This window comes from Nonomuraea sp. NPDC003754, from assembly GCF_053605785.1.
In genome coordinates this window covers 56,379-70,436 of sequence record NZ_JBSGJX010000016.1, presented here as the reverse complement: position 1 = coordinate 70,436, position 14,058 = coordinate 56,379, and the positions used below count along the sequence as shown (strand labels likewise).

14 protein-coding genes are annotated in these 14,058 nt (G+C 72.1%); 3 read left to right on the top strand and 11 right to left on the bottom strand.

Annotation, left to right across the window (positions count from 1 at the left end; genetic code table 11):
• Positions 1–61 precede the first annotated feature (61 nt).
• The 10 genes from ACWEVS_RS21105 to ACWEVS_RS21060 form a co-directional block, all read right to left on the bottom strand.
• Complete coding sequence (locus tag ACWEVS_RS21105; RefSeq protein WP_452552878.1) at positions 62–1,399, bottom strand: ABC transporter substrate-binding protein; 1,338 nt, start codon at positions 1,397–1,399, stop codon at positions 62–64.
• 315 nt (positions 1,400–1,714) lie between these two features.
• Positions 1,715–2,512: a tryptophan synthase subunit alpha gene (gene trpA, locus ACWEVS_RS21100; protein ID WP_452552876.1), complete on the bottom strand. Its 798-nt coding sequence runs from the start codon at positions 2,510–2,512 to the stop codon at positions 1,715–1,717.
• Between the two features lies 1 nt (position 2,513).
• Positions 2,514–3,743: a tryptophan synthase subunit beta gene (gene trpB / locus ACWEVS_RS21095; protein ID WP_452552874.1), complete on the bottom strand. Its 1,230-nt coding sequence runs from the start codon at positions 3,741–3,743 to the stop codon at positions 2,514–2,516.
• A 1-nt stretch (position 3,744) separates the two neighbouring features.
• On the bottom strand, positions 3,745–4,584 hold the full coding sequence (gene trpC / locus ACWEVS_RS21090) for an indole-3-glycerol phosphate synthase TrpC (RefSeq protein ID WP_354910426.1): 840 nt from the start codon (positions 4,582–4,584) through the stop codon (positions 3,745–3,747).
• Positions 4,585–4,707: 123 nt separating this feature from the next.
• Positions 4,708–5,121 carry a DUF2752 domain-containing protein gene (locus ACWEVS_RS21085; protein WP_449920934.1) on the bottom strand — a complete coding sequence of 138 codons (414 nt, stop codon included), beginning with the start codon at positions 5,119–5,121 and terminating at the stop codon, positions 4,708–4,710.
• 13 nt (positions 5,122–5,134) lie between these two features.
• The gene (locus ACWEVS_RS21080) at positions 5,135–5,704 is read right to left on the bottom strand and encodes a DUF4190 domain-containing protein (protein ID WP_449920936.1); all 570 of its coding nucleotides are present in this window, start codon (positions 5,702–5,704) and stop codon (positions 5,135–5,137) included.
• Positions 5,705–6,034: 330 nt separating this feature from the next.
• Positions 6,035–6,589: a Trp biosynthesis-associated membrane protein gene (locus ACWEVS_RS21075; protein WP_449920939.1), complete on the bottom strand. Its 555-nt coding sequence runs from the start codon at positions 6,587–6,589 to the stop codon at positions 6,035–6,037.
• Entirely contained in the window at positions 6,586–6,927 is a 342-nt protein-coding gene (gene hisI / locus ACWEVS_RS21070) for a phosphoribosyl-AMP cyclohydrolase (protein WP_354910418.1), read from the bottom strand. The genes ACWEVS_RS21075 and hisI overlap by 4 nt, the downstream gene beginning before the upstream one ends.
• Before the next feature lie 279 nt (positions 6,928–7,206).
• Positions 7,207–8,982, bottom strand: a complete 1,776-nt coding sequence (locus ACWEVS_RS21065; RefSeq protein WP_449920941.1) for an ABC transporter ATP-binding protein — start codon at positions 8,980–8,982, stop codon at positions 7,207–7,209.
• Positions 8,979–10,805 carry an ABC transporter ATP-binding protein gene (locus ACWEVS_RS21060; RefSeq protein WP_452552996.1) on the bottom strand — a complete coding sequence of 609 codons (1,827 nt, stop codon included), beginning with the start codon at positions 10,803–10,805 and terminating at the stop codon, positions 8,979–8,981. Before ACWEVS_RS21060 ends, ACWEVS_RS21065 begins: the two co-directional genes overlap by 4 nt.
• 118 nt (positions 10,806–10,923) lie before the next feature.
• Here ACWEVS_RS21060 and ACWEVS_RS21055 point away from each other — a divergent pair, with 118 nt between their 5' ends.
• Complete coding sequence (locus ACWEVS_RS21055; RefSeq protein WP_449920944.1) at positions 10,924–11,553, top strand: TIGR03085 family metal-binding protein; 630 nt, start codon at positions 10,924–10,926, stop codon at positions 11,551–11,553.
• Positions 11,554–11,579: 26 nt separating this feature from the next.
• Here the strand turns inward: ACWEVS_RS21055 and ACWEVS_RS21050 are convergent, their stop codons facing one another.
• The gene (locus ACWEVS_RS21050) at positions 11,580–12,218 is read right to left on the bottom strand and encodes a MerR family transcriptional regulator (RefSeq protein ID WP_449921435.1); all 639 of its coding nucleotides are present in this window, start codon (positions 12,216–12,218) and stop codon (positions 11,580–11,582) included.
• Between the two features lie 263 nt (positions 12,219–12,481).
• Between ACWEVS_RS21050 and ACWEVS_RS21045 the strand changes: the two genes are divergently transcribed.
• On the top strand, positions 12,482–12,643 hold the full coding sequence (locus ACWEVS_RS21045; protein WP_354910408.1) for a hypothetical protein: 162 nt from the start codon (positions 12,482–12,484) through the stop codon (positions 12,641–12,643).
• A 77-nt stretch (positions 12,644–12,720) separates the two neighbouring features.
• Positions 12,721–14,049 carry a glutamine synthetase family protein gene (locus ACWEVS_RS21040; protein ID WP_449920947.1) on the top strand — a complete coding sequence of 443 codons (1,329 nt, stop codon included), beginning with the start codon at positions 12,721–12,723 and terminating at the stop codon, positions 14,047–14,049.
• Positions 14,050–14,058 lie beyond the last annotated feature (9 nt).

Sequence of the window (14,058 nt, the reverse complement as noted above, 5' to 3'; positions counted from 1 at the left end):
GGGCGGTGACGGTCTCGCACGGTCGAAGCTGTGGGGTGTCGTCGGGGGTGCGGGCGGCGCGTCAGGGGGCGACGGTCAGGCCCTTGTCCTTCACGGTGGCCACCGCCTTGTCCTGGATGGTCGCCAGCGCCGAGCCGAGCGTGCCGCCCTTGCCGTTGGCGGCCTTGGCGAACTCCTCGCCGAAGACGGCGTTCACCGCCGGCATCGTCGGGCCCCACCCGAAGTCGGGGCTGACGTTCTTGCTCGCCTCGGCGAAGGTCTGGAAGACCTTCTGGTCGCCGTAGAAGGGCCGGCCCGCGTTCATGTTCGGCAGCGATGCGCCGTCGACGGTGACCGGGAACAGGCCGCCCTTGGCGATCAGGCCGTCGAAGGCGGCGGCGTCGGTCGACATCCAGGCGGCGAAGTCGACCGCCTCCTTGACGTTCCGGCAGCCCTTCAGCACGGCGCTGGGCGAACCGCCCGCGTTGCCGACGGCGGGGCTGGCCGGGTCCCACACCGGCATCGGCGCGACCGCCCACTTGCCCGAGGTCTTGGGGACGGAGTCCTCGAGGACCTTGGTCATCCAGACGGCGCCGACGACCGTGGCGCTCTTGCCGTCGGCGTAGTTCTTCCACATCGCGTCGGACCAGCCGGGCAGCACGTCGACGACCTTCTTGTCGATCAGGCCCTGCCAGTAGTCGGCGACCTTGACCGACGCGGGGTCGTTCATCTTGACCTGCCAGGCGTCGCCCTCGATGCCGAACCACTTGGCGCCGGCCTGCTGGGCGTACCCGGCGAACAGGTACATGTCGTCGGGGGTGAAGGTGGTGATGGAGACCTCAGGGTCGGCCTTGCGCAGCTTCTCGCCGGCGGCGGCGAACTCGTCCCAGGTCTTCGGCACCTCGATGCCGTGCTTGTCGAAGATGTCCTTGCGGTAGAACATGCCCATCGGGCCCGAGTCGACGGGGACGCCGAACTGCTTGCCGCCGAAGGTGACCGTCTTGAGCGTCCAGGGCTGGAACTTGGCGTTGTACGGCTGCGCGTGGGCGGTGATGTCCTCGAGCGCGCCCTCGACCAGGAAGCTGGGCAGCGTCTCGGCCCCCACCTGCGCCAGGCACGGCGCGTTGCCGGCCTTCACGGCGGCGAGCATCCGCTGGTAGCCGCCCTGCGAGCCCGGCTGCGTCTGGGTGAACGTCACCTGGACGTCGGGGTGGGTGGCGTTCCACGCCTTGACGGCGTCCTCGTAGCCGGGCGCCCAGCCCCAGAACTCCAGCGTCACGGGCCCGCCCTTGGCGCCGGTCGGCGCGGCGGCGGAGGGCGCCGCCGAGCTCGCGGTTCCCGCCTGTCCGCCGCACGCGGCCACCAGCGACACACAGACCAGCGCGCCCGCGGCGCCCAGGATCGTCCTTGACTTGCCCATCGTCTTTCCCTCCAGGCCACGCGGGTGCACCACCCGCGTCCGATGCCCGTAACCTTGGCCCGCGTGCCGGTCGGGAGCCATGGACAAACGATGAGCAGCCCTTGCACTTACGTGTTCAGAGGGCGGCGATATCGCACAGAAACAGAAACGCGGCTGTCTTGTTACGACAGCCGCGTCGCATCTGTTACTTCCATGCGAGCTGTATGAGCCATCTCCATGCCGGCGTGACGGCGATGGCCGTCGGCGTGGCGGCACCCCACGGAGGGGACGGCGGCGCGCCGGGACGGCCGGTCGCCTCCCGCGGTGGCGGGCGGATCAGCGGGCGGCGACGCCCGCGCGCATCTCGGCGGCCAGCGTGCGCACGTCGGCCAGGCCGGCGGCCTGGTCGGGCGCGTCGAGCAGGCGGCGGATGAAGGCCGAACCCACGATGACGCCGTCGGCGTAGCCGGCCACCTCGGCCGCCTGCGCGCCAGTGCCGACGCCCAGGCCCACGCACACGGGCAGCGAGGTGTGCGCCCGCGTGCGGGCCACCAGGCCCTCGGCGGCCACGTTCACGCTCTCCCTGGCGCCCGTGACACCCATCAGCGAGGCCGCGTAGACGAAGCCCGTGCAGCACTCCACGACGGCCTTGATGCGCTCCTCCGTCGAGCTGGGGGCCACCAGGAACACCGTGTCGATGCCCGCCTCGGCGGAGGCCGCCCGCCACGGGCCTGCCTCCTCGGGCGTGAGGTCAGGCGTGATGGTGCCCACGCCGCCGGCGTCGGCCAGGTCGCGGGCGAAGCGCTCGACGCCGTAGCGGTCGATCGGGTTCCAGTAGGTCATGACCAGCGTCGCCGCGCCGGTCCTGGCCACGCCCTCGACCGTGCGCAGCACGTCGGCGATGCGCGTGCCGTTGACCAGCGACCGGTGCACCGCATCCTGGATGGTCGGGCCGTCCATGAGCGGATCGGAGTACGGCAGGCCGATCTCGATGACGTCGCAACCGGCCTCGACCATGGCGGTGGCGGCCTCGACCGCGCCTTCCTTGGTCGGGAACCCCGCGGGCAGGTAGCCGACGAGCGCCGCCCTGTTGTCGGCCTTGGCCTTGGCGAACACCGTCTGAAGAGTCGTCATCTCACAGCCCAAAGTACTTCATGGCGGTGCCCATGTCCTTGTCACCGCGGCCGGACAGGTTGACCAGGATCGTGGCCTCGGGGCCGAGCTCGCGGCCGAGCTGCAGCGCGCCCGCCAGGGCGTGGGAGGACTCGATGGCCGGGATGATGCCCTCGGTCCTGGCCAGCAGGGCGAAGGCGTCCATGGCCTCGGCGTCGGTGATGCCGTGGTAGGTCGCGCGGCCGGTGTCCTTGAGCCAGGCGTGCTCGGGGCCGACGCCGGGATAGTCGAGCCCCGCCGAGATGGAGTGGGACTCGATGGTCTGGCCCTCGTCGTCCTGCAGCACGTAGGTGCGCGAGCCGTGCAGCACGCCGACCGAGCCCGCGGTGAGCGTGAGCGCGTGCTCGCCGGTCTCCAGCCCCCGGCCGGCGGCCTCGTAGCCGTGCAGGGCCACGTCGTGGTCGTCGAGGAAGGCGTGGAAGATGCCGATGGCGTTGCTCCCGCCGCCCACCGCGGCGCAGATCGCGTCGGGCAGCCCACCGGTCAGCTCGAGCATCTGGCGGCGGGCCTCGACGCCGATGATCCGCGCGAAGTCGCGGACGATCTCGGGGAAGGGGTGCGGGCCCGCGATGGTGCCGAACAGGTAGTGCGTGGTGTCGACGTTGGTGACCCAGTCGCGGAAGGCCTCGTTGATGGCGTCCTTGAGGGTCTGGCTGCCGTTGGTGACGGGCACGACCCTGGCGCCGAGCAGCTTCATCCTGGCGACGTTGAGCGCCTGGCGCTCGCAGTCGACGGCGCCCATGTAGATCACGCACTCCAGGCCCATGAGGGCGGCGGCCGTGGCCGTGGCCACGCCGTGCTGGCCCGCGCCGGTCTCGGCGATCACCCGGCTCTTGCCGAGCCGCTTGGTGAGCAGCGCCTGGCCGAGCACGTTGTTGATCTTGTGGGCGCCGGTGTGGGTGAGGTCCTCGCGCTTGAGCACGATCCTGGCGCGGCCGGCGTGCTCGGCGAAGCGCGGCACCTCGGTCAGCGTCGTGGGGCGGCCCGCGTAGGTGCGCAGCAGCTGGTCGAACTCGGCGATGAAGGCCGGGTCGGTCCTGGCCACGGCGTAGACGGCGGCGACCTCGTCGAGGGCCGGGATCAGCGCCTCGGGGACGAATCTGCCACCGAAGATGCCGAACTTGCCGGCGGCGTCGGGGTCGTCGCCGCGGGCTCCATTGCCAGCCAGGTCGGCGGCGGTCAGGACAGTCATCTCATCCCTCTGATCCGTGGTCGGGTCGCGTCGCGGGGTGGGCGCCGGCCGTCACCAGGGCCTCGACCGCCTTGCGCGGGTCCTTGCCGGTCACCAGGCTCTCGCCGACCAGGACCGCGTCAGCCCCCGCCCGCGCGTACGCTAGCAGGTCGTGCGGGCCGCGAACGCCCGACTCGGCGATCTTGATGATCCCGTCGGGAATCTTGGGCGCGAGCTTGGCGAAGACGTCACGGTCGACCTCCAGGGTCTTGAGGTTGCGCGCGTTGACGCCGATGATCCTGGCGCCCGCCGCGACCGCCCGCTCCACCTCCTCCTCGGTGTGGACCTCGACGAGCGGCGTCAGGCCGATCGACTCGGCGCGCTCGATGAGGGAGACCAGCGCGGGCTGCTCCAGCGAGACCACCATGAGCAGGACCAGGTCGGCGCCGTGGGCCCGCGCCTCCCACAGCTGGTAGGAGGTGACGATGAAGTCCTTGCGCAGGATCGGGATGTCGACCCTGGCGCGGACCGAGGCCAGGTCCTCGAGGCTGCCGCCGAAGCGGCGCCGTTCGGTCAGGACGCTGATGACGTGGGCGCCGCCCTCTTCGTAGTCGGCGGCGAGCGCCGCGGGGTCGGCGATGGCGGCCAGCGCGCCCTTGGACGGGCTCGACCGCTTGACCTCAGCGATGACCGAGACCTTGTCGCCGCCGAGCGCCGCGTAGGCGTCCTTGGCGGCCGGGGCGCGCCTGGCGCGCTCCTTCAGCTCGTCGAGCGACACCGCTTTCTGCCGTTCGGCAAGATCTTCTCGCACACCGGCCAGGATGTCGTCGAGAACGGTCCCGCTCAGGCTCCGCTCGTTCACGCGATCAAGATCCCTCCGGTCGGCTGTGGTGGGGGCGACGAGGAGTTCGCGCCGGCGTCCGCTCCCCTTCTTGTCTTGCGATGGTATCGGCCGCGCCGAGGTCACCTCGCCACAGCCCCCCTGCTACGGGGCAAGAAACGCGCCGAAAGGCAGGTTACGGACGACCCAGAAGACCAGGATGAGCGCCAGCAGCGACCAGATCAGGAGGGGCCGCGGCGCGGGCGGCCGCCAGGGCCGCCCTCGCCATCCGGCGACCAGCCATCTGGTCCAGAAGTAGGCCAGGACCGGCACCGCGAGCACGATCAGCGGGTTGAGGCCGAGCGCGGCCACCGGGTCGAGGTGCGCGAGCGCGTGGGCGGCCCGCAGCCCGCCGCAACCCGGGCAGTACCAGCCGGTGAGCGCGAGGAAGGGACACGCCGGATAGTGGCCGGGCTGGTTGGGGTCGACCAGCCCCACGTAGGCGAAAGCCGCCCCCGCCACCAGGGCCACGCCCAGCGGTGCGAGGACGGCTTTCCGGCCGCGTGTGCCGGTGAACACGCTTCCCACGTTCCTAGTAGGTGGCGCTCACCGAGGCCGCCCAGCCGAAGAGGCCGATCCAGAAGATCAGGAAGAGCACCCAGCCCGCGATGCCGACGTAGGACAGGATGAGACCGGCCAGGGCCATGCCCCTGCCCTCCTCGCCGGTCTTCTTGATCTGGCCGAGCGAGATGTGGCCGAGGATCACCCCGACGATGGAGGCCACACCACAGGTGATCAGACCCACGATGCCGCTGATCAGCGCGGCGATCGCCATGCCGTTGGTCTTCGTCGGCTGCGGACCGCCGTAGCCGTAGGGGTCGTAGCCGCCACCGGGAGGAGGCGGGTAGCCGCCGGCGGGCTGCGCTCCGTAACCACCCGAGCCGTAACCACCCTGCTGGTACCCGCCCGAGCCCTGGCCGGCGCCGTAACCACCGGAACCCTGGCCCGCGCCGTAACCGCCCGAGCCGGCCCCGTACCCTCCCGAGCCCTGACCCGCGCCGTAACCACCGGAGCCCTGACCACCCGCCGGCGGGCCGTAACCGCCACCCCCGGGCGGCTGTTCGCCGTAGCCCCCGCTACCGCCCTGGTTTCCGTAGCTCATACCGACGACTCCTCATGAATAGCGAATTGCCCGCCGAGCTTAGCGAGAAGCTGTCCGCCACGCGCAGAAGCCGCTGTTTTGTGGGCCTTTTGTGATCCTGCGATCAGGCGTGCCGCTCGCCGAGCCCCACCGGTTACGTGATCGTGCCGACCGTGACCCCCTGCCGTCTCGCCGAGCCCTCCCCAGCAGCCTAGCCCCGCGACCGGCGCCAGGCCGAGACCCACGGGGACCGAGCCGCCGGGCGATCCGCGCCGGGCTCTCACGGCGATCCGCACCGCCGTCCCACCGCGGTCCGGACCGGGATCCGCGCGGAAGGATGCCCGGCTCCCGTCAGCGCTCCTCGGTCGGGTCGTCTCCCCTGTCGATCGCCTCCCACAGCGACCTGTCGTCGCGGGGCCCCGCGGCCGGCCCCGGGCGGTCGTAGCGGGCCGACATGCCGGCCCACCCCGTGGCGCGCAGCACGGCCAGCACGCCGCCCGCGCAGAGCAGCACGCCGCCCGCCACCGCCACGTACGGCCAGGCGGTGTGGGCGATCGCCACGGCGTCCTGCGTGGCCGCCCCGACGGGATTGCGCCGGGCGGCGAGCTCCAGGGCCGCCGAACCCGCCGTCGCCACCCAGGCCGACAGCGCCACGCCCAGCCCGCACAGCGCCAGCACCGCGCCGACGACCCTGCGCCACACGCCCCTGGTCGCGAACAGCGCCACGACCGCCGCCAGCCCGGCCAGGGCCAGCGGCTGCGCGGCCGGCGCCAGCTCGCCGCCGGTCAGCTCGACCGGCGCGCCCGCGCCGTACGTGACGGTGGTCCAGACGCGGCCGGCGGCCAGCAGCGACAGGCCGGCGCCCGCCGCGCACAGCAGCAGCCAGAGGGTGAGCTCTCGTTTCACGACAGGGGCAGCGGATCGGCGTCGAAACAGGTGCGGTCGCCGGTGTGGCAGGCGGCGCCCACCTGGTCGACCTTGACCAGGATCGTGTCGCCGTCGCAGTCGAGCGCGACGGACTTGACGTGCTGGACGTGGCCGGAGGTGTCGCCCTTGACCCAGTAGGAGGCGCGGCTGCGCGACCAGTAGGTGGCCCTGCCCGTGGTCAGGGTGCGATGCAGCGCCTCGTCGTCCATCCAGGCGAGCATGAGGACCTCGCCCGTGTCGTACTGCTGGACGATGGCGGGCACGAGCCCGTCGGGATTGCGCTTCAGTCGCGAGGCGACCTTCGGGTCGAGGGACATGCGGCCATTCAACCAGGCACGGGCGGCGATGCCGTCCCTCACCCCGGCGCACCGCCACCGCCGGTGAACCGGCACGGGCGACCGCCCGCCCCACCGCCCTCATACGGCACCGGCGCCCGCCGTCCTGTCACCCTCATACGGCACCGGCGCCCGCCCGTCCCGCCGCCTCATGCGGCACCGGCGCCCGCCCGTCCTTCCGCCCTCGCACAGCACCGGCCGCCGCCGCCCATCGTCCGCGGGCGGCGGCCGGTGCCCCTGCGCCTCGCGGGCAGGGGCGGGTCAGGAGCGGGCGGCGGAGACCCAGGAGGCGTGCAGGTCGGCGTAGACGCCGGGCTCGCGGACCAGGTCGGCGTGCGGGCCGCGCTGGACGAGGCGTCCGGCGTCGAAGACGAAGACCTCGTCGGCGTTCTCGGCCGTCGACAGCCGGTGCGCGATCGAGATGGCGGTCCGCCCCCTGGTGACCCCGTCGAGGGCACGGGCGAGCCGTACCTCGGTGGCCGGGTCGACGGCGGAGGTCGCCTCGTCCAGCAGCAGCAGGTCGGGGTCGGCGAGGTAGGCGCGGGCGAGGGCGACCAGCTGGCGCTCGCCCGCCGACAGTGACTCGCCGCGCTGTCCCACCGTGGTGGACAGCCCCTCGGGCAGGCCCTCCAGCCAGTCGGCGAGGCCCAGCTCGGTCAGCGCCAGCGCGATCTCCTCGTCGGTGGCCGACGGCCTGCCGAAGCGGACGTTGTCGGCGAGTGTCCCGTCGAACAGGAAGCCGTCCTGCGGCACCATGACGATCCGCTCCCGCAGCGAGGAGAAGCGCACGTCGCGCAGGTCGTGGCCGTCGACGGTGACGCGCCCGTCCACCGGGTCCATCAGCCTGGTCAGCAGCTTGGCGAAGGTGGTCTTGCCGGACCCGGTCTCACCGACGACCGCGACGCGGGCGCGCGGGGGGATGGCGACCGACAGCTCGCGCAGGACCGGCGCGCCGCCGGGGTAGGCGAAGTGGACGTCCTCGAAGGCCACGGAGATCGGCCCGCGGGGCAGGCTGACGCCCTCCTCGCCGGGGTCGGCGACGTCGGGCGGCGTGTCGAGCACGCCGAGGACGCGCCGCCAGCCGGCGACCGCGTTCTGCGCCTCGTTCAGCACCTCGGTGGCGATCTGCAGCGGCGAGACGAACAGGGTGACCAGGAACAGGAAGGCGACCAGCCGGCCCGCGGTGATGTCGCCCGACAGGCCCAGCCTGACGCCGAGCAGGACGATCCCTGCGATGGCCGCGGCCGCCACGATCTCGGTCAGCGGGAAGACCAGGCCGACGATCTTCTGCGCCCTGACCTGCGCGCTCCGGTTGGCGTTGATCGCGGTGTCGATGCGGTCGGAGGTCCGGCGCTCGGCGCCGTAGGCGCGGATGACGGCCGCGCCGACGACCGACTCGCTCACGGCGGCGAGCATGTCGCCCGTGCGCTCGCGGACGATGGTGTAGGCGTTCGACAGCCAGCGCTGGAAGCGCGGCAGGGCGATCATCAGCGGGATGAAGCAGACCCAGACCAGCAGGGTCAGCTGCCAGGAGTAGACGAACATCAGCACCGTGGCGACCAGCAGCTGGCCGAACGCCACGATGATCATCAGGCCGCCCCACTGCATGAAGTTGCTGATCTGGTCGATGTCGTTGGTGACGCGGGAGACCAGGGCGCCGCGGCGCTCGGAGTTCTGGGTGAGCACGGACAGGTCGTGGACGTGCCGGAACCCGCGGACCCTGAGCGTGGCGAGGGAGGCCTCGGTGGCCTTGTAGAGGCGGACGTTCATCACGTAGCCGCACAGGGCGGTGATGACGACCGCCGCGGCGCACAGCAGGACCGCGCGCGAGATGTAGGAGATGTCCGGCGTGCCGGTCTTGAGGCCGGTGTCGATCGTCTGCTGCACGGCGATCGGCACGATGACCTTGCCGATGGTGGCGACGACGGCCAGGACGAGCGTGCCCGCGAGGCCCTTGCGGAACTCGGGCGTCAGCGAGAGCCCGTGTCGCACGGTGGCGAGCGCCGACCGCCCCGAGTCCTGGAAAGCGACGCTCATGCCACGACCTCTTCCTCTTCCTCTTCCGCCGTGATCGCGGCCCGCTCGGCCTCTTCGCGCTCGTAGGCGGTGACCAGGTTCCGGTAGCCGGGGCAGCGCTCGAGCAGCTGCTCGTGGCTGCCGCGGTCGACGACGTTGCCCCTGTCGAGATAGACCACCTCGTCGGCCAGCGCGATCGTGGCCAGCCGGTAGGCGATGACGACCACCGTCGAGGCGTCGCCCGGCCGGTCGGCCGTGTCCTGCTCGCCGGTCGCGGCCGCGTTCAGGTGGCGCAGGCCGTACAGGATCTTGGACTCGACCTGGGGGTCGACGCTGGAGGTGGCGTCGTCGAGGATGAGCAGGCGCGGGCGGCGGACGACCGCGCGGGCCAGCGCGATGCGCTGGCGCTGGCCGCCCGACAGGGTGGTGCCGCGCTCGCCGACCTTGGTGTCGAGCCCGGCGGGCAGCTTGGCGACGAAGCCGTCGGCCTGGGCCAGGCGCAGGGCGGCCCAGACCTGGTCCTCGGAGACGTCGAGGCCGAGCGTGATGTTGCCGCGCACGGTGTCGTCGAACAGGAACGTCTGCTGCGGCACCAGCGCGACCGTGTCGGCGATGCCGCCGTAGGCGATGTCGCGCAGGTCGACGCCGTCCAGGCGCACCTCGCCCTTGTCCGGGTCGACCAGGCGGCCCAGCGCCTGCACGAGCGTGGACTTGCCGGAGCCCGTGGGCCCGACCAGCGCCACGGTACGGCCCGCCGCCACCTCGAAGGTGACGTCGTGCAGCACCTCGGCCGTGCCGTAGGAGTAGGACAGGCCGGAGACCGCCAGCCCCACGGCGCCCGAACCGGGCACGCTCGAGCGGCCGTAGTCCATCGAGCCCGTCGCGTCGAGCACCGCCTGCACCCGCTGCCAGCCGACGACGCTGCGGGGCAGCTCGGCCAGCACCCAGCCGAGCGCGCGGATCGGGAAGGCCAGCAGCGTGAACAGGTAGGCGACCTGGACCAGTTCGCCCGAGGTGATGGAGGCGGCCGACAGCCGCAGCGCGCCGACCATCAGCACGATGAGCACGCCGAGCGTCGGCAGCGCCTCCAGCATCGGGTCGAACAGGCCGCGCACCCGGCCGACGGCGATGTTGGCGTCGCGCAGCTCGCGCGCCCTGCGCTCGAACCGCGCGGTCTCCAGGTCCTCGCGGCCGAGGGTCTTGACGACCAGGGCGCCGTCGAAGCTCTCGTGGGCGATCTCGCTGACCTCGGCGCGCAGCTGCTGGGCGCGCGTGGCCAGGGGGCTGAGCCTGCGCTGGTAGACCAGGTTCAGGACGGCGATGGCCGGGAAGATCAGGAAGCCGACGAGGGCGAGCACCGGGTCGGTGATCACCATCGCGACCGCGGCGGTGACCAGCATGACGATCACGCCCACGGCCATGGGCAGCGGCGCCAGCGGCGCCCAGGCGGCCTCGGCGTCGGCGCTGGCGTTGGACAGCAGCTGTCCCGTGGGGTGCTGCTGGTGCCACGACAGCGGCAGGCGCAGGTACTGCTTGGTGACGTCCCTGCGCGAGCGGGCCTGCATGCGGTACTGCAGGACGCCCGCCAGGATGCGCCGGCCCGCCACGCCGAGCGCCTTGAGCAGCGCGGTGCCGACGATGAGAAGGACCGAGATCCACAGCGCGCCCGCGGTGACCTCGCCCTTGGCGAAGGCGGGCAGGACGGCGTTCTCCGTGGCCCAGCCGAGCGCCCAGGCCGAGGCGACGGTCATGCCGCCGTACAGGGCGCTGCTCAGCACGGCGGCGGTGAACACCGCCTTCTCTGTGCGGATGGCGACCCCGAGAACGCGGAGTCCCTGGCGCATCACGGCTGAGGTGACCTTGGTCGCCACTCGAGGGAGATCCTTCCGCTGGGGATATTTGTACTTAAGTCCCTATCATGGTCGATCATCTGCTTATTCCCCGCCCCAGTAGAATCGTCTGGTGACTCACGCCCGCGGCGAACGCGCCGCACTGTGCGACCTGCTCGACACGCTCGGCCCCGACGCCCCCACGCTGTGCACGGGCTGGAGCACCCGCGACCTGGCCGCCCACCTCGTGCTGCGCGAGCGGAGGATCGACGCCAACCCCGGCATCGCGCTCAAGCCGCTGGCGGGCTACACCGCCTCGGTCCAGGAGGGCCTCAAGGCCAAGCACTCCTTCTCCGAGCTGGTCGGCCTCGTGCGCAGGCCGGGCGGCGTGTACGGCCTGCTGCCCCCGCTCGACGAGGCGGTCAACACGCTGGAGTACTTCGTCCACCACGAGGACGTGCGCCGCGCCCAGCCCGGATGGGAGCCGCGTGAGCTGCCCGACGACCTGGAGCGCCTGCTGTGGCGGCGCCTGGAGATGGGGGCCAGGATCATGCTGCGCCGGTCGCCGGTCGGGGTGGTCCTCCACCGCCTGGGCGGCGGGGTGGCCCTCGGCGGCGCCAAGGAGGGCCCCAAGGTGGAGGTCACCGGCAAGGGCAGCGAGCTGCTGCTGTTCTGCTTCGGGCGCCAGGAGCACACCAGGGTCGACCTGACCGGCGACGCCGACGCCGTCGCCCGCCTCACCCGCGCCCCGCTCGGCATCTGACCGGGCCCGGCGCGCGCGGGGCGGGCTCAGCAGGCGGCGGGTCCGGCCGTCCGGAGCGGCTGCGACCTCTCCACCTGGGCGATCCTGCGCAACGCCGCGACCAGCGCGTCCCCGAGCGAGGTGGCCACCACGACCAGTTCCATCGCGCGCTCTCTGTCGTCGGCCGGCCCCAGCACGCCGAGGTCGACCGCGGCGATCCGGTCGGCCGCGGCGGCGTAGGCGTCGAGCGCGGCGATCATGTCCTGCCGCCCGAGCTCCCCCAGCGCGGCCAGCACCCCGACGGCCATCCGCACCGCGGGATGGGCGGCCTGGGACCTGCTCCATCCCCTCCTGGTCATCATCTCGCCCATCAGCCGCTCGGCCGCGGCCAGGTGCGGGCCGCCCCGGGGCTCCTGGCGTCCGGTCATGGCCATCTGCGTGAGGGCGAGCAGGTCGTAGCCGGAGCGGTCGCCGCCGTCCAGGTGGCCGACCAGCTCACGGATCGTCGCGATCGGCAGCCCGCCGTAGTCGGCCAGCGCCCGTACGAGCCTGAGCCTGCGTACGTGCCCCCCGTCGTAGTCGGCCTGCCTGCGACCGACCGGGCGGCCCGGCGGCAGCAACCCCTCCCGCACGTAGAACTTGATCGTCGGGACGGGGATCCCCGTCGCCTCGCTCAGCTCCGCCATTCGCACGTGTTCCAGCCCCCTCATTGGATAGCAGGACTATCTTAGTCGGCGGCGCACGTGGTGATCCATCCCACACGAGGCCGTCCCCAGGGCTGGATTTCCGTATCCGGCAGCGAGTCCGCCGCCCGAATCGGGGTCGATGGCCGTACGATGGCCAGGTAAAGACGCCCCCCGGTTATGATCAAGAACATCTTCATAGAAGATGCCAGTGATCGCCCAGATCCGGGTATATACGGCTGGGAATGGACTGCAGGAGGCCCCCCATGCAGGTCAAGAAGGTCCTCACGTATCTCGCCGTGGCCTTCGTCGTCTTCTATCTGTTCACCCAGCCGAGGAACGCGGCGGCGGCGGTCAACAGTGTGTTCGACGGCATCGTCAACGGAGCCAATCAATTGGCCGTCTTCTTCACCAACGTCGTGACCTGACAGACGTGCCGACCCGTCTTGACCACGGGTCGCGCGTGTTGCCACCGACCTGAGATCGAAGAGCGTAGAGTCGATCGATGAGAGATCGCCGAAGCGTCATCGAGCGGGCCGAGACCGAGGGCGTCGAGCTCGTCCGGTTCCTCTATGCCGACCACGGTGGGGTGATCCGCGGCAAGGCGGTGTCCCGCACCCGGCTGGGCGAGCGGCTCGCCTCCGGCATCGGTCACACGGTGGCCATGATGGCGATGAACATGCTCGACCAGCTCCAGGAGGTCGAGCAGTTCGGGCCGGTCGGTGAGGTCCGGATCATGCCGGACCCGTCGACGTTCGTTCCTCTCCCCTACTCTCCTGGCGCCGCCGCCATGGTGTCCGACCTGGTCCAGCTGGACGGCACGCCGTGGGGCGCCTGCCCCCGCACCTTCCTCAAGGAGGCGATCGCCGAGCTCGGCAGCGAAGGCTACGCGCTCGTGGCCGCCTTCGAACCCGAGTTCACCCTCGGCCGCCGCCTGCCCGACCCGGCGGGCGGGGGCGACCGGCTGGTCCCGCTCGACGACAGCCTCTGCTACTCCACCACCGGCTTCGACCTGGCCCACGACTACGCCATCACGCTGGTCCGCGCGCTGGAGACCCAGGGGCTGCGGGTGGAGCACTACCACCCCGAGCTCGGCCACGGCCAGCAGGAGCTGTCGATACGGCACGCCCCCGCGCTCAGGGCCGCCGACAACCACGTCCTCTACCGCGAGACGGTGCGCGGCGTGGCCACGCGCATGTCCCTGTGGGCGTCGCTGGCTCCCAAGCCCATCGCCGACCAGGCCGGCAACGGCGCCCACCTGCACATGTCGCTGTGGGACCCCTCCCTGCACACCAACCTGTTCGACGAGCGGCCCGAGCTGATGAGCCGCTTCGTCGGCGGGCTGCTCGCCCACATGCCCGCGCTCACGGCGCTGACCTGCGGAAGCGTCAACAGCTTCCGGCGGCTGGCGCCGCGCATGTGGTCCAGCGCCTACGCCGTCTACGGGCCCGACAACAGGGAGGCCGCGGTGCGGGTCTGCTCGCCGGTCGGCGAGGAGGGCACGGCCAACCTGGAGCTCAAGCCGTCCGACTCCTCGGCCAACCCCTACCTGTCGCTCGGCGCGGTCATCCACGCCGGCCTCGACGGGATCCGGCGGGAGCTCGACCCCGGCGACCCCGTGCTCGTCGACCCCGACACCAGGCCGGGGGCCTACCCGCGGCTGCCCGCCACCCTCGACGAGGCGCTCGACGCCCTCGAGGCCGACCCGCTGCTCATGGCGGCGCTCGGACCGCTGCGCGCCGGCGCCTACCTGGCGGTCAAGCGCTCCGAGGCGGCCGCGTTCAAGGAGCGCGACGCGGCCTTCGAGGTCGCCCGGCACATGGGCGTCTTCTAGGACGGCCGG